This window comes from Intrasporangium sp. Soil_C_50 (assembly GCF_057656595.1).
The window spans coordinates 67830-88667 of sequence record NZ_JBDGKB010000001.1; the positions used below are offsets into that span (position 1 = coordinate 67830).

Here is a 20838-nt window from a genome sequence, read left to right on the forward strand (position 1 = left end):
AGACCGCTGAAAGGAACTGCCATGCCCCCCACGACCGACCCCGACGCCGCTGCCTCCCCCGTGAGCCTCGCCGCCGTGAGCGCCCCCGACCAGCCGACCGTCACGCCCGACCTCGAGGACCTCTACCGGGGCTTCGAGAAGGAGCTGCTCGTGCCGCTCTGGACCGAGATCGGCGACCTCATGCCGCCGCACCCCCGCTCGAAGGCGCAGCCACACCGCTGGGAGTGGGCGACGTTGCTCGAGCTCGCCGGACGTGCCGGCGACCTCGTGCCCGTCGGCCGCGGTGGTGAGCGGCGCGCGATCGCGCTGGCCAACCCGTCGCTCGGCGGCAAGCCCTACGCCACGCCGACGCTCTGGGCCGCGATCCAGTACCTCCTGCCCGGAGAGGACGCCCCCGAGCACCGGCACACCCAGAACGCCTTCCGCTTCGTCGTCGAGGGAGAGGGCGTCTGGACGGTCGTCGGACGTGACCCGGTGCCGATGCGCCGCGGCGACTTCCTGCCGCAGGCGGGCTGGAACCTGCACGCCCACCACAACGCGGCCGACCGGCCGATGGCCTGGATCGACGGACTGGACATCCCATTCCAGTACGAGGTCGAGGCGCAGTTCTTCGAGTTCGGCCGCGACCGCATCTCCGACGTCGAGCGCATCACGCCCGAGCGCTCCCGTTCGCAGCGCCTGTGGGGCCACCCGGGCATCGCACCGGTGTCGCAGCTCGGCGAGGCTCCCGGGTCGCCCCTGCTCTGCTACCGCTGGGAGGACACCGACCGTGCCCTCACCGACCAGCTCGAGCTCGAGGCCGAGGGCTTCGCCGGGACCGTCGAGCACGGACACGCCGCCATCCGGTTCACCAACCCCACCAATGCCGGCGACGTGCTGCCGACGATCCGCGCCGAGTTCCACCGCGTCGCGTCCGGCGCCGAGACCGCGCCGGTCCGCCAGACCGGCTCGTCGGTCTACCAGGTGTTCGACGGCGCCGGCACGGTGACCGTCGGCGACTTCAGCTGGTCGGTGACGCGCGGCGACCTCTTCGTCGTCCCGTCCTGGCAGCCGCTCTCCGTCCGCTCCGAGGCCTCGGCGTCCGACTCCGACTCCGGCGCCCTCGACCTCTTCCGGTTCTCCGACGCGCCGATCTTCGAGCGCCTCAACCTCGCCCACACCCACATCGAAGGGAACAACGCATGAAGCTCGCCACCGTCCGCACCGCCGACGGCTCCACCCAGGCCGTACGCGTGGAGGGCTCGGACCTCGTTCCCCTCGGAGTCACCGACGTCGGCGCCCTTCTTGCCCAGGCGGACTGGCGCGAGACCGCAGCCGCCAGCACGCCCGCGCTGGAAGCCGGCCAGGCGGCCTACGCTCCCGTCGTGCCGCACCCGGGCAAGATCTTCTGCGTCGGGCTCAACTACCGCAACCACATCCTCGAGATGGGGCGCGACCTGCCGGAGTACCCGACGATCTTCAGCAAGTACGCCGACACCCTCGTCGGCGCCGAGGACGACATCCTGCGCCCCGACGAGACCGACCAGTTCGACTGGGAGGCAGAGCTCGCCGTCGTCATCGGGTCGACCGTGCGTCGCGCGTCGACGGCGGAGGCCGAGGCGGCCATAGCCGGCTTCGCGGTGCTCAACGACGTCACCGCGCGCGACTGGCAGTTCCGCACGCGTGAGTGGCTGCAGGGCAAGAACTGGGAGTCCACGACGCCCCTCGGGCCGTGGCTCGTCACGCCCGACGAGCTGCCCGGCGGAGTGCGCCCGACGCTCGCGATCCGAACCGAGGTCGACGGCGAGGTGTTGCAGGAGGACAGCACCGGCGACCTGCTCTTCGACCCGGTGGCCCTCGTCGAGTACCTGTCGACGATGATCACCCTGCGCCCCGGCGACGTCATCGCGACCGGCACGCCCGGCGGGGTCGGCCACGCCCGAAAGCCCGCTCGTTACCTCCAGGCCGGCCAGAAGGTCGTCACCGAGATCGAGGGCCTCGGCCGGTGCGAGAACGTCGTGGTCGCGGACGGGCGCGGCTGATGTCGTCCTCGCTGCTCTCGTCCCGCGACCTCGTCACCGCGGGAACCGCCCTGTTCCAGCGGGCCCTCGACAGCCTCGACGACACCGCTCTGGTGGAGCCGACGGCGCTGGCCGGTTGGACCCGGGCACACGTCGTCGCGCACGTCGCGGCCAACGCGGACGCACTCGTCAACCTCACGACGTGGGCGCGGACGGGCGTCGAGAACCCGATGTACGCCTCGCCCGAGCAGCGCGAGTCCGACATCGCGAAGGGATCGCTCCTGCCGGCTGCGCGCCTGCGGGAGTGGTTCTCCGACAGTGCCGCAGGGCTCGACCGGGCCCTCGGCCGGCTCGACGGTCAGAGCTGGACGAACCTCGTGCGCACCGCCCAGGGCCGCACCGTCCCGGCCACCGAGGTGCCGTGGATGCGCACCCGCGAGGTCATGGTCCACGCCGTCGACCTCGAGGGCGGCGTCGGGTTCGAGGACCTGCCGACCGACTTCCTCGTCGAGGTCCTGCACGACGCGGCCGCCAAGCGCTCACGGGGCGCAGACGGTCCCGCCGTCGTGCTCGTCTCCACCGACCCGACGGACACCCTCGACGGAACGCCTCGCAGCACCGCCTGGCCCGTGGTCGGGCTCGGTGACGCGGTGACGGTGCGTGGGCCGCTCCCCCAGCTCGCGGCCTACGTCACCGGTCGCCATGCCACCGGTCTCAGTGCCGGCGGGGACGCACTCCCCGTCCTGCCCCGCTGGCTCTGACGCCTGAACCACCCGAAAACCCACACCGAGCGTCGAGACGACGAAGGAGTCGAGATGACCACCCACACCACCCCCGCCCAGGCGCCCGCGCCGGTCCGGCCGGCCGACGCCATCGTCGTCGGAGGCGGCATCGGCGGCCTCGCCAACGCCCTCGCCCTGACCCGCAAGGGACTCCACGTGCGGGTGCTCGAGCGCGCGGCCGAGTTCGGCGAGGTCGGTGCCGGCCTGCAGATCGCCCCGAACTGCACCCGGATCCTCGACCAGTGGGGTCTGCTCGACGAGGTGTTCGCCCTCGGCGTCGCGCCCGAGAACCTCGTCATGCGCGACGCGGTCGACGGCTCCGAGCTGACTCGGCTCGACCTCGGTGACGCCCGGGAACGCTACGGCTTCCCTTACGTCGTCATCCACCGCAGCGACCTGCACGGGACGCTGCTCCGCGCGTGCCAGCGAGCCGGCGTCGACCTCGTCACGAACGTGGCGGTGACGGCCTACGAGCAGGAGGCGGACGGCGCGACCGTGGTGCACGACGGTGGACGGGAGACGGCGCGCGCCGTCATCGCCGCCGACGGGCTCCACTCCGTCGCGAGGAAGCTCGTGTCCGACGACCAGCCGGTGTCGTCGGCCTACGTCGCCTACCGCGGCGCCGTGCCGATGGGACAGGTCGAGCAGCTCGACATCGCCCTGGACGACGTCGTCGTCTACGTCGGGCCGAGGTGCCACTTCGTGCAGTACCCGCTGCGTGGCGGCGAGATGCTCAACCAGGTCGCCGTCTTCGAGTCGCCGAAGGCTCTTGCGGGAGAAGAGGACTGGGGAACGCCCGACGAGCTGGACGCGGCCTTCGACCAGACGTGCGCCAACGTGCGTGCCGGCCTTCCGCTCATGTGGCGTGACAAGTGGTGGCGGATGTACGACCGCGACCCCATCGACCAGTGGGTCGTGGGCCGTGTCGCCCTCACCGGCGACTCCGCCCACCCGCCGCTGCAGTACCTCGCGCAGGGCGCGGTCATGGCCATCGAGGACGCCTGGGTGCTCTCCGAGCACGTCGGCGTGCAGCTGTCCGCCGGTGCCGACGGCGAGACGCTCGACTGGGACTCCGCCCTCGCCGCCTACCAGGCGGTGCGCCCGGAACACTGCCGGCGCGTCCTCACGACCGCCCGCGCCTGGGGCGCGCTCTGGCACCTGACCGGTGAGGAGCGGCTCTGGCGCAACGACGTCATGCGCTCGCGCGACGTGCGCGACTACTCCTTCGTGGACTGGCTCTACGGCTCGACCGCGCTGCTGCCCGAGGACGAGCCGCCGATGTTCGAGCCCCTCGGCTCCCCGGCCGCCGTGTCCGCGGGGGTCTGAGCCCCCGACCGGCACCACCGGCACGACCGGCACGATCGAACAGGCCCTCGCCCGAAATCGGGTGGGGGCCTGCCCGGTCGGTGCGCGACACTGGCGGGCGTGGACGCGGAGACCGACACGCCTGAGGACGCCCTGACCGACGCCCTGAGCGACGCCCGGGCGGGCGCGCAGCCGGACGAGGTCGAGGTCGTCGTGGCGCACCACGAGCGCGCCACGCTCCGCGTCGGCGGGATCTTCCTGAAGGTCGATGCCGACCAGGCACGGACCGACGTCGAGGTCGAGGCCATGGCAGTGGCCCCGGTCCCGACCCCGGACATCCTGTGGCGCAGGCCGCCCGTGCTCGCGCTGGCCGCCCTGCGGGGCGTGGCGCTCGGTCGCCTCGGCCGGCCGTCGACGGCATCGCCTGCCGCGTGGAGAGCCGCCGGTGCCACGGTGCGCCGGCTGCACGACGCGCCCCTGCCTCCGTGGCCCGGGGCGAGCCTCGAGGACAAGGCCGCGACCCTCGACCGCGAGTGCGCGTGGCTGCTGGCCTCTGGTGTCGTGCCCGCCGGTCTCGTCAGGCGCAACCGCGAGATCGCCGAGGGCGCGCTGCTCCGGCGGCCGCCGGTGTTCATGCACGGCGACCTGCAGGTCGCCCACGTCTTCGTCGAGGGCGACGAGGTCACCGGGGTGCTCGACTGGTCCGAGGCCGGGCAGGGCGATGCCATGTACGACCTCGCGAGCCTGACGCTCGGGCACCGGGAGAACCTCGACGACGTCGTCGCCGGCTACGGCACGGGCGTCGACGTCGACGCGGTCCGCGGCTGGTGGTCACTCCGCAGCCTGACGGCGATCCGCTGGCTCCTCGAGCACGGCTTCGACCCGGCCGCGCCGGGGTGCGAGATCGACGTGCTGAGGTCGCAGGTGTGAGCGCCGGACGTCGGTGACGCGACGGTGAACGGCGCGTGACGTCTGGCCGGAGGCCGTGCCGGACCGGCACGGCCGCCGGTTGGGCCGGGCACGAGCATCACGACCCGGACCACTCCTTCGAGGGCGGACGCATCGAGCTGAACGGCGGCGCCTGCGACGGGTGGCTGCGCGCCGGCGAGAACGACGAGTTCGCCGTCGGCTACTACACCGACGCCGACCTGGCCTTCTACGGCCGGCCGGCACGCTGCCGGCCGTCTCGTTCGTCGACCCGAAGTTCCTCGACGAGGGCACCGGCTCCTCGACCGACGACCACCCGCACGCCGACATCCGTAGTCTTCCTCGACCAGGTGTACGACGCCGTCCGCACCGGGCCCGGATGGGACAGGACCCTGCTCGTCGTCAACCACGACGAGTGGGGCGGGTTCTTCGACCACGTGGCACAGTCGACCGCAACCTCGCCGAGGTGCTCGACTTCACCCGGCGCGACCTCAGCTCACCGGCGTACCCTGTACCACCGTTCGTCGGGCTTCCTTGTCCTGCGGCCGGGTTCGCCGACTACGAGGACTGGAACGCTCTGAAGAAGCTCGCACTCGACCACGGATGAAGCCTCCCCCGATGACGTCACGACGCCGCCCCCTGCTCGTCACCGCGACGGCTCTGGTTCTCGCCGCCCTCGTCTCGCTCGGCATGGCGTGCAGCGCCCCGGCCGCCACCCCGAAGGCCTCGCAGCTGCCACCGCCCGTGGGCCACGTGTTCGTCATCAACCTCGAGAACAAGGGCTTCGACGAGACGTGGGGCCCGGGCTCCGCCGCGCCCTACCTGTCCCAGACGCTGCGCGACCAGGGCGTCCTGCTCAACCAGTACTTCGGCACGGCCCACAACTCCCTGCCGAACTACATCGCGCAGGTGACCGGCCAGGGACCCAATGCCCAGACCCAGGCCGACTGCCAGGTGTACTCGCCGTTCACGACGGCCGGCCCGACGGTCGACCCCGGCCAGTACGTCGGGAGCGGGTGCGTCCTGCCTGCGGAGGTGCCGAGCCTGCCCGGCCAGCTCGACGCGTCCGGACACTCGTGGCGCGGCTACATGGAGGACATGGGCACGCCGTGCCGCCACCCGCAGCTCGGCGCCGTCGACGACACGCAGAAGGCGCGCGTCGGAGACCAGTACGCCGTGCGGCACAACCCCTTCATGTACCTGCGGTCGGTGACCGACTCCGCCTCGTGCGCGCAGCGCGTCGTCGACCTCGACGCGCTGACGACCGACCTGGCGACGACCGCCACGACGCCGGCCCTCAGCTACATCACCCCCAACCTCTGCCACGACGGCCACGACGCGCCGTGCGTCGACGGACAGCCCGGTGGCCTCACGAGCGCCGACGCCTTCCTGCGCACGTGGGTCCCCCGCATCACGAGCTCCCCGGCCTTCCGCCAGGACGGCGCCCTGGTCATCACCTTCGACGAGTCCGACGGCGCGCAGGCCGACGCCACGGCGTGCTGCGGCGAGGGCCCCGGTCCGAACAGCCCCCTGCCGGGCATCACCGGTCCCGGCGGCGGACGCGTCGGTGCCCTCGTGCTGTCGCCGTTCGTCACGCCGGGGTCGACGAGCACGACGCCGTACAACCACTACTCGCTCCTGGCGAGCATCGAGGACCTGTGGCGACTGCCGCACCTCGGTTACGCGGGGAGCCCTGGCCTGCCGCGCTTCGGCCTCGACGTGTGGGACGGCCGCTGGACCTGACCCCTGTCGCTCAGCGCAGCCGGTCGGACGCGGTACAACCGGTGTCGCGGCACGGGAACCCGAACGGTTGACGGTCAGACCGTACGCTCCGGTCATGTCTGGTCCGGACCACGTCGGTCGCCGGTCGGTGCTGCACGGCTACGGCGACGCCGTCGCCACCACGGGTCTGGCGCTCGTCTCGGTGGACGGCGGCAACGGCTACTGGGACGCCCGCCGCAACGGCACCGACAGCGGGGCGCTGGTCACGGAGGAGCTGATCCCGCTCGCACTGGACCGGTGCGGTCTGCCGCAGGCGACGCGCGTCAGCCTGCTCGGCTGGTCCATGGGCGGCTACGGCGCCCTGTTGCTCGCCGGCGACCTCGGCCGGGCCCGCGTCGACGCCGTCGTGGCGGCGAGCGCGGCCCTGTGGCGCACGGCGTCCGAGACGCCGAAGGCTGCCTACGACGACCGGGTCGACTTCGACCGCCACTCGGTCTTCGGGCGTGTGACGCGGCTGGCGGGCATCCCCGTGCGGCTCGACTGCGGGCGGTCGGACCCGTTCATCGCGGCCAACCGCGCGCTGGCACAACGGCTCACGGGCGTCGAGACCCACTTCGATCCCGGCGGCCACGAGGACGACTGGTGGCGAGCACACGCGGCGTCCGAGATGACATGGCTGGCCGCCCACACGTGACCGAGCCCGGCGGCAGCCGAACCAGGGCTCCGCCGTTCGAGTGTCGGACCGCCCTGGGATTCCGCGATGCAGAAGTTAGTATCCAGCAGACAGAAATTCTGCAAAGGAGCAGCCGCCATGACCGTCCACGACGCGACCGCCGACCTCACCTCCGGGCTCACCACCGAGCTCGACGGGCTGCTGCGCGAGGCCGATACGGCCCTCGCGCGCGACTTCCCCGGGCCCCGCGCCGGGCGCCAGCCGGTCCACACCGTCTACGTCCCGGCCCACCGGCTCGAGGCGGGGCTGACCGCGTCGTGGGGCGCAGCGGCGCTGGCAGCGTTCGACGCCGACCGCGAGGCCTTCGACGCGTTGGCCGGCGACCCGGACCTCGTCGCCGCCGTGCGCCGCAAGCTCGAGACCGAGCCCGTCGAGGACCTCCGCATCGACTTCGAGGACGGCTACGGACCACGCTCGGACGCAGAGGAGGACGACGCCGTCGACCGAGCGGCAGCGCTGCTGCGCGAGAGCGTCGCCGGCGGTTCGGCCCCACCCTTCACCGGCATCCGCTTCAAGTCGTTCGAGGCACCGACACGCAGCCGCGGCGTGCGAACGCTCGTGCGGTTCGTCGACCGGCTCGCCGTCGACGGCGCCCTCCCGGACGGCTTCGTCGTCACTCTGCCCAAGGTGACGAGCGTCGCCCAGGTCGAGGCGATGGTCGTCGCGTCGGAGCGCATCGAGCGCACGCTCGGGCTGAAGCGGCCCATCGGGTTCGAGATCCAGGTCGAGACGCCACAGGCGGTGCTCGGCCCGGACGGCACCGCGCTCGTCGCCCGGATGGTGCACGCGTCGGCCGGTCGGTGCACCGGCCTGCACTACGGCACCTACGACTACTCGGCCTCGCTCGGCATCGCCGCCGAGTACCAGGCCATGGACCACCCGGCGGCCGACCACGCCAAGGCGGTGATGCAGGTGGCCGCCGCCGAGACCGGGGTGCGCCTGTCCGACGGGTCGACGAACATCCTGCCCGTGGGGTCACCGGAGGCCGTCGCCTCCGCCTGGGCGCTGCACCACCGCCTCGTCGGCCGGTCGCTCGCCCGGGGGTACTACCAGGGGTGGGACCTCCACCCGGCGCAGCTCCCGTCGCGTTACGCCGCGACGTTCGCCTTCTACCGCAACGGTTTCCACCAGGCGTCTGCGCGCCTCGCCGACTACCTCGGGCAGCGGGACTCCGCCTTCATGGACGAGCCGGCCACGGCGCGGGCCCTGGCCGACTTCGTGCTGCGCGGGGTCGACTGTGGCGCGGTCGACGCCGGCGAGGCGGTCGAGCGGTGCGGTGCCGCGCGCGCGGACCTCGAGCGCCTGGCCCGCCGTGTCTGACCACAGCCCCAAACCGGGTGACCGGGTCGCGAGACGGATGCGCCGAGACGGTTGACGGTCGTGAGATCGATCCCTAGCCTTCCATTATTCGATAATGGGCTTCCACATCACGGAATTTAAGACCGGGCTCGATCTTCGCCCCATCGCGACGCCGACAACGGCACCCTGTTGGGAAGGCAGCGTCGCGTACAGAACCGCCACACCTCGACAACGGAGTTGAACCATGAGCATCGTTCTGGGCCCGAACCAGTACGGCAAGGCAGAGAGCCGGGTCGTGCGCATCACGCGCGACACGGCCCGCCACGAGATCACCGACCTCAACGTCTCGACGTCCCTGCGCGGCGACTTCGCCGACGCGCACGTCACCGGTGACCAGTCGAAGATCCTGCCGACCGACACCCAGAAGAACACCGCGTTCGCCTGGGCCAAGAAGCACGGCGTCACCTCCCCCGAGGACTACGCCCTGGCGCTCGCCCACCGCTTCCTCGACGCCGCCCCCGCCGCGACCGCCGCCCGCATCGAGGTCGAGCAGTACGCCTGGGACCGCATCCCGGTCGGCGGCGCGGGCCACGACCACGCCTTCGTCCGCCGCGGCGGCGACGTCCGCACGACGGTCGTCACGCTCGAGCGCGGGACGGAGGGCCAGGAGGCCAGCCCGCACGTCATCTCGGGTCTCAAGGACCTCGTCGTGCTCAAGTCGACGGGCTCGGAGTTCAAGGGCTACCTCAAGGACGAGTACACGACCCTCGCCGAGGCCGACGACCGCATCCTCGCCACCTCGCTCGTCGCGCGCTGGCGCCACACGGGCACCGACGTCGACTGGAACAAGGCGTACGACAGCGTGCGCGACACCCTCCTCGAGCTCTTCGCGACGACCTACAGCCGCGCCCTGCAGGAGACCCTGCACGCCATGGGCCAGGCCGTCCTCGAGCGCCACCCCGACGTCGCCGAGATCCGCTTCTCCGCGCCGAACAAGCACCACTTCCTCGTCGACTTCTCCCGCTTCCCGGACGTCGAGAACCACGGCGAGGTCTTCATCGCCGCCGACCGCCCGTACGGCCTCATCGAGGCGTCGGTCCTCCGTGACGACGTGCCCGGCGCACCGGAGGCCTGGCTCGCGACGCCGGGCTTCTGCTGAGGACCCGCCATGAGCGCCCCCACCACCGAGCGTCCCCGCCGGTCCCGCCACCCCGTCGACGAGGTGCTGCCCGCACCGAAGCTCTTCGTCTACGGCTTCCAGCACGTGCTCGCCTTCTACGCCGGCGCCGTCATCGTGCCCATCCTCCTCGCAGGCGCCATCCACCTGAGCACCGAGGAGCTCATCCACCTCATCAACGCCGACCTCTTCACGTGCGGCATCGCCTCGATCATCCAGTCGATCGGGTTCTGGAAGGTCGGGGTGCGCCTGCCGCTGCTGCAGGGCGTCACCTTCACCGCCGTGTCGCCGATGATCGCCATCGGCCTCGCCGCCGGCGGCGGCACCGAGGGCCTGCTCGTCATCTACGGGGCGGTCATCGTCGCGGGCCTGTTCACCTTCTTCCTCGCGCCGTACTTCAGCCGGCTCATCCGGTTCTTCCCGCCCGTGGTCACCGGCTCGGTCATCCTCATCATCGGCATCGCCCTGCTGCCGGTCGCCGCAGCGGACGCGGTGGGCGGGGCCGGGCCAGAAGGCGACCCGTCGAGCGGTCGCAACATGGCCTACGCCCTCGGCACGCTCGCGCTCATCGTCGTCATCCAACGCGTCTTCAAGGGCTTCATGGCCACCGTCGCGGTGCTCGTGGGGCTCGTCGCCGGCACGCTCGTCGCGTGGCTGCTCGGCGACGCGCACTTCGACGCGGTCGGGCAGTCGAGCTGGTTCGGCGTCACGACGCCGTTCTTCTTCGGCATCCCCAAGTTCTCGTTCGCCGCCATCGTCTCCATGGTCGTCGTCATGCTCATCACCGCGGTCGAGACCACCGGCGACGTCTTCGCGACCGGCGAGATCGTCGAGAAGCGCATCGAGCGCGAGGACATCGCGCGGGCCCTGCGCGCCGACGGCGTGGCCACCACCCTCGGCGGCATCCTCAACTCGTTCCCGTACACGTGCTTCGCCGAGAACGTCGGGCTCGTGCGCCTCACCCGGGTCAAGAGCCGCTACGTCGTCGCGATGGCCGGCCTCATCATGATCGTCATCGGTCTGATCCCCAAGGCGGGCGCGATCGTCGCCGGGATCCCGCACCCGGTCCTCGGCGGCGCGGCCCTCGCGATGTTCGCAACCGTCGCCGTCGTCGGCATCCAGACGCTGACCCGGGTCGACTTCCACGACCACCGCAACGTCGTCATCGTCGGCACGAGCGTGGGCCTGGCCATGTACGTGACGGCGCAGCCCGACGTGTCCAAGGCCGTGCCGGAGTGGGCCCAGATCATCCTCGGCTCGGGCATCACGCTCGGCAGCATCACCGCGATCCTGCTCAACGTCGTGTTCCACCACGTCGGCCGGCGCCGCGGGCCGGCCGTGGCGGGCACGCCCGGCAACCTCATCCGGCTCTCGGAGGTCAACGAGATGTCGCGCGAGCAGTTCGTCGAGACGTTCCACAGCCTCTTCCAGGGGCCGAGCTGGGTCGTCGAACGGGCCTACGACCAGAGGCCGTTCAGTGACACGAACGACCTGCGGCAGGCGTTCCAGGAGGCCCTCTTCACCGCGCCCCCGGAGGAGCAGCGCCGGCTCATCGACTCCTACCCCGAGCTTGGGGCCGAGAGCGTCGCCGGCGGCGACGAGGGCGAGCTGTCGCTCAAGGACCAGTCCGCGCTCGGACTCACCCGTCTCGACGAGAAGAGCCACGACGAGCTGTTCGACCTGACGTCGCGGTACCGCGACCGATTCGGCTTCCCGCTCGTGACGTGCGTGCGCGACCGCGACTCCTACGCGCAGGTGCTGCGCCACGGCTGGGAGCGGCTCAACAACTCCCCCAGCCAGGAGCACGCGGCCGCGCTCGTCGAGATCAGCAAGATCGCGGCCTACCGCTTCGACGACCTCGTCGCCGACGCCAACCCGGTGCACAGCGCCCGGCAGCGGATCGTCGACGTGGACCAGATGGCATGAGCGAGCAGACGGAGGTCGGGGTCACACCCCCGGAGGCGGACGTCGCCGCGTTCGACGCCGCACCCACCGGGCAGCTGCGCCCACGCCTGCACGCGTGCCTCGGCGTCGACCGCTGGGTGGAGGAGGTGCTTCGCGGACGACCGTACGGCGACCGCGAGACCCTCCTCGGAGCCGCCGACCGGGCCGCCCGACACCTCGACGACGCCGAGCTCGCCTCGGCTCTCGCCGGGCACCCGCGCATCGGCGAGCGGGCCAGCGCGCCCGAGCACGACGCAGCCCAGTCCGCGAAGGAGCAGGCCGGCGTCGACCGGAACGACGCCGAGGTCGCACGGGCGCTCATGGCGGGCAACGCGGCCTACGAGGCACGCTTCGACCGCGTCTTCCTCATCCGTGCCGCCGGGCGCTCGGCCGCCGAGATCCTCGGCGAGCTGCGGCGTCGCCTCGACAACGACGACGCGACCGAGCGCGCCGAGACCGTCGACCAGCTGCGCCAGATCGCGCTGCTGCGACTGGAGGGACTCCTCTGATGGGCACCCTCAGCACCCACGTGCTCGACACGAGTGCCGGACGACCGGCCGAGGGAGTCCCCGTCCAGCTCCGCTCTGCCGACGGCTCGCTCGTCGGTGAGGGCCGCACCGACGCCGACGGGCGGGTCGGCAGCATCGGGCCCCGCCGGCTCGACGCGGGCGACTACACGCTGCGCTTCGACACCGCCGCCTACTTCGCGACGACGGGCACGACGGGCTTCTACCCCGAGGTGACGATCGCCTTCACGGTGGCCGACGCCGGCCAGCACTACCACGTGCCCCTGCTGCTCAACCCGTTCGGCTACTCCACCTACCGCGGCAGCTGAGGGCGCGGCACGCGGGCACCGGCCGCGCGTGCCACCCACCGCGCACCACCAGCAGGGCCCCAGCGAAATCCGCTGGGGCCCTGCGCACTTCGGCGTTCTCGACCCCGAAGACCAATCGGCGAGACGGTCGCCGCCGGCCCTTGACCCGAGCCGACAGATGTCCCTACTGTTTTGCATACCGGAATATGTTTTCCACTATTCGGAAGAGTGAACGATGTCGACGCTGACCCACCACCACGGCCTGCGCTACCTGGCGAACTGCTCGATGCTCTTCACCGAGCTGCCCCTTCTCGAGCGCCCGGCCGCGGCTCGCGCCGCAGGCTTCGACACCATCGAGCTCTGGTGGCCCTGGCCGGACCAGCCGGTGCCCGCCGACCGCGAGGTGGACGCCCTCGTGGCCGCCGTTCAGGACGCCGGCGTGCAGCTCGCCGGGCTCAACTTCTTCGCCGGCGACCTCGCCGGCCCTGACTGCGGCGTGCTGTCGATCCCCTCCCGCGCGCAGCAGTTCCGCGACAACGTCGAGGTCACCGTCGGCATCGGTGAACGCCTCGGCACCCGGGCGTTCAACGCACTCTTCGGCAACCGCGTCGACGGCGCCACCCCGCAGGAGCAGGACGCCCTCGGCCGGGAGAACCTCGCCCTCGCCGCCCGCGCAGCCGACCGCATCGGTGCCACCGTGCTCGTCGAGCCGGTGAGCGGGCCCAAGCCCTACCCGCTGCGCACCGCGGCCGACGCGGTCGCCGTCGTCGACGACCTGCGCGCCGCAGGAGCCGGCAACGTCGGCCTTCTCCTCGACCTGTTCCACCTCGCCAACAACGGCGACGACGTCGATGCGGCCGTCACCGCGTACGCCGACCGCATCGCCCACGTACAGATCGCGGACTGGCCCGGTCGCGGCGAGCCCGGCAGCGGGCGGCTCGACCTCGAAGGCCTACTCGGTCGGGTCGCCGCCACGGGCTACGACGGGTTCGTCGGCCTCGAGTACAAGCCGCTCACGACGACCCTCGAGAGCCTCGCCGCCTTCGGCGAGCTCACCACCCCGCGTTCGGCCTGACCGCGGCGGACACCCAGCCACCACCGTCCCACCTCGAAGGAGACCGACATGTCCACCATCGCCTTCATCGGCCTCGGCATCATGGGCAGCCCGATGTCCGTGCACCTGGCCCGCGCCGGCCACGACGTCGTCGGCCACAACCTCACCCCCGACCGCTACGGCCCGCTCGAGGAGGCCGGCGGCCGCGGCAGCGGCTCGATCGCCGAGGCGGTCAAGGCCGCCGACGTCGTCGCCGTCATGGTCCCGGACTCCCCCGACGTCGAGGCCGTCCTGCTCGGCGACGACGGCGTCTTCGCCAACGCACAGCCGGGGACGCTCGTCATCGACTTCTCCTCGATCCGGCCCGACGTCACCGCCGAGCTCGCCAAGGAGGCGCACGCCAAGGGCTTCCGCCTGCTCGACGCCCCTGTCTCCGGCGGCGAGGCCGGTGCCGTCAACGCCACCCTGTCGATCATGGTCGGCGGTTCGGCCGAGGACTTCGCGGCGGCCCGGCCGATCCTCGACACCGTCGGCGGCACGGTCGTCCACGTCGGCGGCAACGGTGCGGGCCAGACCGTCAAGGCCGCCAACCAGCTCGTCGTCGCCGCCAACATCGAGGCCCTCGCCGAGGCGGTCGTCTTCCTCAAGGCCTACGACGTCGACCTCGACGCCGCGCTCACCGTGCTCGGCGGCGGTCTCGCCGGGTCGAAGGTGCTCGACCAGAAGCGCAACAACATGCTCGACGAGTCCTTCGCCCCGGGCTTCCGGATCGACCTGCACCACAAGGACATGGGCATCGTCAGCTCGGCCGCGCGCGAGGCCGGCGTCGTCCTGCCACTGGGCAACCTCGTCGCCACCCTCATGGCCGCGGCCCGCGCCAACGGCGACGGCGCCCTCGACCACTCCGGCCTGCTCCGCGGCGTCCAGCGCCTGTCCGGACAGCCCACCCCCTGACCTCCCGCGCCCGTCCCGACCGGACCGGTGCCCCACGCAAGGACACGAACATGGCACGCATGACTGCAGCGCAGGCCGCGGTGGAGATCCTCAAGAAGGAGGGCATCACCCACCTCTTCGGCCTGCCCGGCGCCGCGATCAACCCGTTCTACAAGGCGATGCAGACCCAGGGCGGCCTGCACCACACACTCGCCCGCCACGTCGAGGGCGCCTCGCACATGGCCGAGGGCTGGACCCGCGCGAAGGCCGGCAACATCGGCGTCTGCATCGGCACGAGCGGACCCGCCGGCACCGACATGATCACCGGCCTCTACTCGGCCGGCGCCGACTCGATCCCGATCCTCTGCATCACCGGCCAGGCGCCCGTCGCCAAGCTGCACAAGGAGGACTTCCAGGCCGTCGACATCGCCTCGATCGCCAAGCCGCTGACGAAGATGGCCGTCACCGTGCTCGAGCCGGCCCAGGTGCCGGGCACGTTCCAGCAGGCCTTCCACCTCATGCGCTCCGGTCGCCCCGGCCCGGTGCTCATCGACCTGCCGATCGACGTCCAGATGACCGAGATCGAGTTCGACATCGAGACCTACGAGCCGCTGCCGGTCTACAAGCCGGCCGCCACCCGGGCCCAGGTCGACAAGGCGCTCGACCTGCTCGCCGCGTCGGAGCGTCCACTCATCGTCGCCGGTGGCGGCATCGTCAACGCCGACGCGTCCGAACTGCTCGTCGAGCTCGCCGAGCTGACCGGTGTCCCGGTGGTGCCGACGCTGATGGGCTGGGGCACGATTCCCGACGACCACGCGCTCAACGCCGGCATGGTCGGCCTGCAGACGAGCCACCGCTACGGCAATGCGACGCTCCTCGCGTCCGACTTCGTCCTCGGCATCGGCAACCGGTGGGCCAACCGCCACACCGGCGACCTCGAGACGTACACCGCCGGACGCACCTTCGTGCACGTCGACATCGAGCCGACGCAGATCGGGCGGGTCTTCGCCCCCGACTACGGCATCGTGTCCGACGCCAAGGCCGCGCTCGAGCTGTTCGTCGAGGCGGCCCGGCAGCGCCGCGACGCCGGCACGCTCGCCGACCGGTCCGCCTGGGCGGCCGAGTGCGCCGAGCGCAAGCGAACCCTGTGGCGCAAGACGAACTTCGACGCCGTGCCGGTCAAGCCGCAGCGGGTCTACCAGGAGATGAACACCGCCTTCGGCAAGGACGTGCGCTACGTCAGCACGATCGGCCTCTCGCAGATCCAAGCCGCCCAGCTGCTCCACGTCTACGGGCCACGGCACTGGATCAACGCCGGCCAGGCCGGCCCGCTCGGCTGGACCGTGCCGGCCGCGCTCGGCGTCGCCACCGCGGACCCGGACTCGACCGTCGTCGCCCTCTCCGGCGACTACGACTTCCAGTTCATGATCGAGGAGCTCGCGGTCGGGGCGCAGTTCAACATCCCCTACATCCACGTGCTCGTGAACAACGCCTACCTCGGCCTGATCCGGCAGGCCCAGCGCGGCTTCGACATGGACTACTGCGTGCAGCTGTCCTTCGACAACATCAACGCGCCAGAGGTCAACGGCTACGGAGTGGACCACGTCAAGGTGGCGGAAGGCCTGGGCTGCAAGGCGATCCGGGTGTTCGAGCCGGACGGCATCCTGCCCGCGCTCGAGCAGGCGAAGAAGCTGCTCGTCGAGCACCGCGTGCCGGTCGTCGTCGAGGTCATCCTCGAGCGCGTCACCAACGTGTCGATGGGCACCTCGATCGCCGGCGTCACAGAGTTCGAGGAGCTCGCGACGAGCGACCTCGACGCGCCGACCGCCCTCTACGCCAACCTCGACTGAGGAGTCCCACCGTGCCCCGCGTCGTCATCGCCCCGGACAAGTTCCGGGGGTCGCTCACCGCCTCGGAGGTCGCGTCGCACCTCGCGACCGGCCTGCGTGCGGTTCCCGGCATCGAGGTGACCCTGGTCCCCGTCGCCGACGGGGGCGAGGGCACCGCCGACGCCGCGGTCGCCGCCGGCTTCGACCGCGTGCCGGCCGTGGCCACCGGCCCGACCGGCGCACCGGTCGAGACCTCCTGGGCCCGACGCGGGAGCGACGCGGTGGTCGAGCTCGCGGCGGTGAGCGGGCTCGACCTGCTCCGGGGCGGGACGCCGGCGCCGCTCACGGCGACGAGCCGCGGCACGGGCGAGCTCGTCGCCGCCGCGCTGGCCGCCGGGTGCACGCGGGTCGTCGTCGGCATCGGCGGGAGCGCGTGCACGGACGGTGGCGTGGGCCTGCTCCGCGCGCTCGGGCTGCGCACCCTCGACACCGACGGACGCCCGGTCGCCGACGGTGGTGCTGCCCTCGCCGACGTCGACCGCGTTGTGACGAGCGGCCTCGACCCGCACCTGGGCGAGGCCGACGTCGTCGTCGCGTGCGACGTCGACAACCCCCTCACCGGACCCTCCGGCGCCGCCCACGTCTACGGCCCTCAGAAGGGCGCCTCGCCCGACGACGTAGCCCTGCTCGACGACGCGCTGGCGCACTGGGCCGACCTCGTCGCGGCCGTCACGGGCGTCGACCGGCGCGACGAGCCGGGAGCCGGCGCGGCCGGCGGCGTCGGGTTCGGGCTGCTCGCGCTCGCCGGCGCCCGCGCCCGCCCCGGCGCGGACCTCGTCTTCGAGCTGACGGGGCTGGCCGACGCGGTGGCCGGGGCCGATCTCGTCGTCACCGGGGAGGGGTCGCTCGACGCGCAGTCGCTGCGGGGGAAGGCGCCCACGGCGGTCGCCCGCCTGGCGCGCAAGCACGGCGTCCCCGTCGTCGCCGTCGTCGGGCGGTCCCTGGTCGACCCGGCCGAGGCGCAGGCGGCCGGCTTCGCCGAGGTGCTGACCACGACGGCCGAGGCCGGTTCGGTCGAGGCCTCGCTCGCTGACCCCGGCCCCGCCCTCGAACGCATCGGGCGCCGCCTCGGCCTCGGGCTCGCCGAGCGCCCCGCGACGTCGGGGACGAAGGGGGTCGGACGATGAGGCTCGCACGCGTCGGCCCCGCAGGCCACGAGCGTCCGGTCGTCGAGGCGTCCGACGGCTCGCTGCACGACCTGTCACCCCTGACCCACGACATCGACGCCTCGTTCCTCGAGCGGCTCACGGCCACAGGCGGTTCCGTCCTGCGCGACGCCCTCCGGTCCGGCCGCCTCTCCCCCGTGCCGCACGGCACGTCCGCTCGATTCGGTCCGCCCGTCGCACGCCCCGGAAAGGTCGTCGGCATCGGCCTCAACTACCGGTGCCACGCGGCCGCGATCGGGGCACCCGAGCCCGCCGAGCCCGTCGTCTTCCTCAAGGCCCCGACGTCGGTCTGCGGGCCCGACGACACCGTGCGCCTGATCGCCGGGTCCACCACCACGGACCACGAGGTCGAGCTCGCCGTCGTCGTCGGGCGCGTCCTGCGGCGTGCCTCGCCCGGTGAGGCGCTCGACGCCGTGGCCGGGTACGCCCTCGCCGACGACCTGACCGACCGCACCCTCCAGCTCGGCGGGGCGGCCACCTGGGCGCCCGGCAAGTGCGCCGACACCTACTGCCCGCTCGGCCCGTGGCTCGTCCTGCCGGATGCCATGCCCGCCCCCGACGGCACCGGAGTGCGCCTCACCCTCGCGGTCAACGGCGACCGCCGCCAGGACGGCTGGACCGACGACATGGTGCACGACGTCGCGGTGTGTCTCGCGCACGTCAGCACGCTCATGACCCTCGAGCCCGGAGACGTCGTCATCACCGGCACGCCCGCCGGCGTCGCCGTGGCCGCTGCCGAGCCGCGCCCGTACCTTCGCGACGGCGACGTCGTCGAGGCCGACGGCGGCGCGCTGGGGCGGCAACGCTCCCCGATCGCCGCCGCACGGCATACGGTCGGACACGAGACCACGACGAAGGAGTCGGCCGCATGGCTCTCGACACGCTGATCCGCGCGCCCCGCGCCGTCGTCGACGGTGCCGAGACGGCAGCGGTCGTCGGCCTGCGCGCCGGTCGCATCGCGCTCGTCCGCACCGGTGCCACGCTCGACGCCGCCACCGACGGTGCCGCTCCCGGCGACCTCGACGCGGCGACGGTCGTCGACCTCGCCGACGACGAGGTGCTCCTGCCCGGACTCGTCGACACGCACGTCCACGTCAACGAGCCGGGTCGCACCGAGTGGGAGGGCTTCGCGAGCGCCACCCGCGCGGCGGCCCGGGGCGGCGTCACGACGATCGTCGACATGCCGCTCAACTCGGTGCCGCCGACGACGACCGTCGACGCCCTGCGCACCAAGCAGGACGTCGCTCGCGACCAGGCGTACGTCGACGTCGGCTTCTGGGGCGGCGCCGTGCCGGACAACCTCGCCGACCTCGAACCGCTCCACGCCGCAGGGGTGTTCGGCTTCAAGTGCTTCCTGCTGCACTCGGGCGTCGACGAGTTCCCCGCCCTCGAGCCCGACGCGTTCGCGGCGGCCATGACCGAGACAGCTCGGATCGGTGCGCTCATGATCGTGCACGCCGAGGACGCCCACGCCATCGACCACGCGCCACCGTCCGACGGTCGGGCCTACTCCGGGTTTCTGCACTCGCGCCCGCGCGAGGCCGAGAACCTCGCCGTCGGCCAGGTCGTCGATCAGGCACGCCGCACGGGCGGTCGGGCCCACGTGCTCCACCTGTCGAGCTCCGACGCCCTTCCCGCCATCCACGCGGCACGGGCCGACGGCGTCCGCCTCGGTGTCGAGACCTGCCCCCACTACCTGACCTTCACGGCCGAGGACGTGCCCGACGGCGCCACCGAGTTCAAGTGCTGCCCCCCGATCCGCGAGTCGGCCAACCGCGAACGGCTGTGGCGGGGACTCGTCGACGGCGACATCGACCTCGTCGTCACCGACCACTCACCGTGCACGGCCGACCTCAAGGCCCTCGACAGCGGTGACTTCGGCAAGGCGTGGGGCGGCATCGCCGGACTGCAGCTCGGCCTGGCCGCCACGTGGACCGGCGCCCGCCGACGCGGGCTCGGCCTGCCCGACGTCGTGCGTTGGATGGCCGAGGCGCCGGCCCGACAGGTCGGGCTCGAGCGCAAGGGACGCATCGCCGTCGGCGCCGACGCCGACCTCGCCGTCTTCGCCCCCGACGAGGCATTCGTCGTCGACCCCGGCTCGCTCGAGCACAAGAACCCCGTGTCGGCGTACGCGGGTCGCAGCCTCACCGGCGTCGTGCGCCGCACATGGCTCGCCGGCACCCCCGTCGACCTCGACGCCGACCCGCGCGGCCGGCTCATCAGCAGAGGAGAGGCATGAGCACCCCCCGCTACTACGCACCGAAGGGCGGACTGCCCGCCCAGACCGACCTGACGACCGACCGCGCCGTCTTCACCGAGGCGTACGCGGTGCTGCCGCGTGGCACGATGCGCGACATCGTGACGAGCGCCCTGCCCTTCTGGGAACGCACGCGCACGTGGATCATCGCGCGTCCGCTGTCCGGCTTCGCCGAGACCTTCTCGCAGTACATCGTCGAGGTCTCTCCCGGTGGCGGCAGCGACAGGCCCGAGCCCGACGCAGGCGCCGAGGGAGTCCTCTTCGTCGTGAGCGGCTCGATGCGACTACGCGTCGGGCTCGACGAGCACGCCATGGAGCCGGGCGGGTACGCGTACCTCCCCGCCGGGGCACGCTGGAGCCTGCACGTCGCGAGGGACGCGGCGGAGCCCGCCACGTTCCACTGGGTCCGCAAGGCGTACGAGCCGGTCGACGGCATCGCGCCGCCCGAGGCGTTCGTGACCCACGAGCGCGACGTCGACGCGGTCCCCATGCCCGACACGGACGGCGCGTGGTCGACGAAGCGCTTCGTCGACCCGCTCGACGTGCGCCACGACATGCACGTGACGATCGTCGGCTTCGAGCCCGGCGCGGTCATCCCTTTCCCCGAGACGCACGTCATGGAGCACGGGCTCTACGTGCTCGAGGGCAAGGCGATGTACCTGCTCAACAACGACTGGGTCGAGGTGCAGGCCGGCGACTTCATGTGGCTGCGCGCGTTCTGCCCCCAGGCCTGCTACGCGGGCGGTCCCGGACGGTTCCGGTACCTGCTCTACAAGGACGTGAACCGGCACGCGAAGCTCTCGCGCCAGTTCCTCTGAACGGAACCCTTAGTCCAC

Annotated in this window: 19 protein-coding genes and 2 pseudogenes; all 21 read left to right on the plus strand. The window is 72.3% G+C overall.

Features of this window, described 5'->3' with window-relative positions; translation table 11 throughout:
- The first annotated feature begins 21 nt into the window (after positions 1–21).
- The 21 genes and pseudogenes from AC3A5R_RS00330 to AC3A5R_RS00430 all read left to right on the plus strand — a co-directional run bounded on the left by AC3A5R_RS00330 (position 22) and on the right by AC3A5R_RS00430 (position 20820).
- On the plus strand, positions 22–1185 hold the full coding sequence (locus tag AC3A5R_RS00330; protein WP_487618804.1) for a cupin domain-containing protein: 1164 nt from the start codon (positions 22–24) through the stop codon (positions 1183–1185).
- The gene (locus tag AC3A5R_RS00335; protein ID WP_487618805.1) at positions 1182–2021 is read left to right on the plus strand and encodes a fumarylacetoacetate hydrolase family protein; all 840 of its coding nucleotides are present in this window, start codon (positions 1182–1184) and stop codon (positions 2019–2021) included. Before AC3A5R_RS00330 ends, AC3A5R_RS00335 begins: the two co-directional genes overlap by 4 nt.
- Positions 2021–2761 (plus strand): maleylpyruvate isomerase family mycothiol-dependent enzyme, encoded by a 741-nt coding sequence (locus tag AC3A5R_RS00340; RefSeq protein WP_487618806.1) that lies wholly within the window; start codon positions 2021–2023, stop codon positions 2759–2761. Before AC3A5R_RS00335 ends, AC3A5R_RS00340 begins: the two co-directional genes overlap by 1 nt.
- Positions 2762–2815: 54 nt before the next feature.
- Complete coding sequence (locus AC3A5R_RS00345) at positions 2816–4108, plus strand: FAD-dependent oxidoreductase (RefSeq protein ID WP_487618807.1); 1293 nt, start codon at positions 2816–2818, stop codon at positions 4106–4108.
- A 99-nt stretch (positions 4109–4207) separates the two neighbouring features.
- The gene (locus AC3A5R_RS00350) at positions 4208–5017 is read left to right on the plus strand and encodes a phosphotransferase family protein (RefSeq protein ID WP_487618808.1); all 810 of its coding nucleotides are present in this window, start codon (positions 4208–4210) and stop codon (positions 5015–5017) included.
- Between the two features lie 347 nt (positions 5018–5364).
- Positions 5365–5439 (plus strand): annotated as a pseudogene (locus tag AC3A5R_RS00355) (hypothetical protein); the annotation flags it as partial.
- Positions 5440–5480: 41 nt separating this feature from the next.
- Complete coding sequence (locus AC3A5R_RS00360) at positions 5481–5621, plus strand: hypothetical protein (protein ID WP_487620131.1); 141 nt, start codon at positions 5481–5483, stop codon at positions 5619–5621.
- An 11-nt stretch (positions 5622–5632) separates the two neighbouring features.
- Positions 5633–6757 (plus strand): alkaline phosphatase family protein, encoded by a 1125-nt coding sequence (locus AC3A5R_RS00365; RefSeq protein ID WP_487618809.1) that lies wholly within the window; start codon positions 5633–5635, stop codon positions 6755–6757.
- Positions 6758–6851: 94 nt separating this feature from the next.
- A complete protein-coding gene (locus tag AC3A5R_RS00370) occupies positions 6852–7430 on the plus strand; it encodes an alpha/beta hydrolase-fold protein (RefSeq protein WP_487618810.1) in 579 nt (192 codons plus the stop codon).
- 117 nt (positions 7431–7547) lie between these two features.
- Positions 7548–8789, plus strand: coding sequence for a DUF6986 family protein (locus tag AC3A5R_RS00375; protein ID WP_487618811.1), 1242 nt, complete (start codon positions 7548–7550; stop codon positions 8787–8789).
- A gap of 223 nt (positions 8790–9012) precedes the next feature.
- Positions 9013–9927 carry a factor-independent urate hydroxylase gene (pucL, locus tag AC3A5R_RS00380; RefSeq protein WP_487618812.1) on the plus strand — a complete coding sequence of 305 codons (915 nt, stop codon included), beginning with the start codon at positions 9013–9015 and terminating at the stop codon, positions 9925–9927.
- Between the two features lie 9 nt (positions 9928–9936).
- Positions 9937–11871 carry a 2-oxo-4-hydroxy-4-carboxy-5-ureidoimidazoline decarboxylase gene (gene uraD / locus AC3A5R_RS00385; RefSeq protein ID WP_487618813.1) on the plus strand — a complete coding sequence of 645 codons (1935 nt, stop codon included), beginning with the start codon at positions 9937–9939 and terminating at the stop codon, positions 11869–11871.
- On the plus strand, positions 11868–12398 hold the full coding sequence (gene uraD / locus AC3A5R_RS00390; RefSeq protein WP_487618814.1) for a 2-oxo-4-hydroxy-4-carboxy-5-ureidoimidazoline decarboxylase: 531 nt from the start codon (positions 11868–11870) through the stop codon (positions 12396–12398). Before uraD (AC3A5R_RS00385) ends, uraD (AC3A5R_RS00390) begins: the two co-directional genes overlap by 4 nt.
- Complete coding sequence (uraH, locus tag AC3A5R_RS00395; protein WP_487618815.1) at positions 12398–12724, plus strand: hydroxyisourate hydrolase; 327 nt, start codon at positions 12398–12400, stop codon at positions 12722–12724. Before uraD (AC3A5R_RS00390) ends, uraH begins: the two co-directional genes overlap by 1 nt.
- Before the next feature lie 214 nt (positions 12725–12938).
- Positions 12939–13778 carry a hydroxypyruvate isomerase family protein gene (locus tag AC3A5R_RS00400; RefSeq protein WP_487618816.1) on the plus strand — a complete coding sequence of 280 codons (840 nt, stop codon included), beginning with the start codon at positions 12939–12941 and terminating at the stop codon, positions 13776–13778.
- A gap of 30 nt (positions 13779–13808) precedes the next feature.
- Positions 13809–14711: pseudogene (locus tag AC3A5R_RS00405) on the plus strand (2-hydroxy-3-oxopropionate reductase); the annotation flags it as partial.
- A 59-nt stretch (positions 14712–14770) separates the two neighbouring features.
- Complete coding sequence (gcl, locus tag AC3A5R_RS00410; RefSeq protein ID WP_487620090.1) at positions 14771–16540, plus strand: glyoxylate carboligase; 1770 nt, start codon at positions 14771–14773, stop codon at positions 16538–16540.
- Between the two features lie 11 nt (positions 16541–16551).
- The gene (locus AC3A5R_RS00415) at positions 16552–17706 is read left to right on the plus strand and encodes a glycerate kinase (protein ID WP_487618817.1); all 1155 of its coding nucleotides are present in this window, start codon (positions 16552–16554) and stop codon (positions 17704–17706) included.
- A complete protein-coding gene (locus AC3A5R_RS00420) occupies positions 17703–18632 on the plus strand; it encodes a fumarylacetoacetate hydrolase family protein (protein WP_487618818.1) in 930 nt (309 codons plus the stop codon). Before AC3A5R_RS00415 ends, AC3A5R_RS00420 begins: the two co-directional genes overlap by 4 nt.
- Complete coding sequence (gene allB / locus AC3A5R_RS00425) at positions 18614–19984, plus strand: allantoinase AllB (RefSeq protein WP_487618819.1); 1371 nt, start codon at positions 18614–18616, stop codon at positions 19982–19984. Before AC3A5R_RS00420 ends, allB begins: the two co-directional genes overlap by 19 nt.
- Entirely contained in the window at positions 19981–20820 is an 840-nt protein-coding gene (locus tag AC3A5R_RS00430; protein ID WP_487618820.1) for a bifunctional allantoicase/(S)-ureidoglycine aminohydrolase, read from the plus strand. Before allB ends, AC3A5R_RS00430 begins: the two co-directional genes overlap by 4 nt.
- The last annotated feature ends 18 nt before the right edge of the window (positions 20821–20838 follow it).

Bases quoted from the DNA above. Each gene is read 5' to 3' on its own strand.
- AC3A5R_RS00330 (WP_487618804.1), top strand. From the start codon at position 22: ATGCCCCCCACGACCGACCCCGACGCCGCTGCCTCCCCCGTGAGCCTC.
- AC3A5R_RS00335 (WP_487618805.1), top strand. From the start codon at position 1,182: ATGAAGCTCGCCACCGTCCGCACCGCCGACGGCTCCACCCAGGCCGTA.
- AC3A5R_RS00340 (WP_487618806.1), top strand. From the start codon at position 2,021: ATGTCGTCCTCGCTGCTCTCGTCCCGCGACCTCGTCACCGCGGGAACC.
- AC3A5R_RS00345 (WP_487618807.1), top strand. From the start codon at position 2,816: ATGACCACCCACACCACCCCCGCCCAGGCGCCCGCGCCGGTCCGGCCG.
- AC3A5R_RS00365 (WP_487618809.1), top strand. From the start codon at position 5,633: ATGACGTCACGACGCCGCCCCCTGCTCGTCACCGCGACGGCTCTGGTT.
- AC3A5R_RS00370 (WP_487618810.1), top strand. From the start codon at position 6,852: ATGTCTGGTCCGGACCACGTCGGTCGCCGGTCGGTGCTGCACGGCTAC.
- AC3A5R_RS00375 (WP_487618811.1), top strand. From the start codon at position 7,548: ATGACCGTCCACGACGCGACCGCCGACCTCACCTCCGGGCTCACCACC.
- pucL (WP_487618812.1), top strand. From the start codon at position 9,013: ATGAGCATCGTTCTGGGCCCGAACCAGTACGGCAAGGCAGAGAGCCGG.
- uraD (WP_487618813.1), top strand. From the start codon at position 9,937: ATGAGCGCCCCCACCACCGAGCGTCCCCGCCGGTCCCGCCACCCCGTC.
- uraD (WP_487618814.1), top strand. From the start codon at position 11,868: ATGAGCGAGCAGACGGAGGTCGGGGTCACACCCCCGGAGGCGGACGTC.
- uraH (WP_487618815.1), top strand. From the start codon at position 12,398: ATGGGCACCCTCAGCACCCACGTGCTCGACACGAGTGCCGGACGACCG.
- AC3A5R_RS00400 (WP_487618816.1), top strand. From the start codon at position 12,939: ATGTCGACGCTGACCCACCACCACGGCCTGCGCTACCTGGCGAACTGC.
- gcl (WP_487620090.1), top strand. From the start codon at position 14,771: ATGACTGCAGCGCAGGCCGCGGTGGAGATCCTCAAGAAGGAGGGCATC.
- AC3A5R_RS00420 (WP_487618818.1), top strand. From the start codon at position 17,703: ATGAGGCTCGCACGCGTCGGCCCCGCAGGCCACGAGCGTCCGGTCGTC.
- allB (WP_487618819.1), top strand. From the start codon at position 18,614: ATGGCTCTCGACACGCTGATCCGCGCGCCCCGCGCCGTCGTCGACGGT.
- AC3A5R_RS00430 (WP_487618820.1), top strand. From the start codon at position 19,981: ATGAGCACCCCCCGCTACTACGCACCGAAGGGCGGACTGCCCGCCCAG.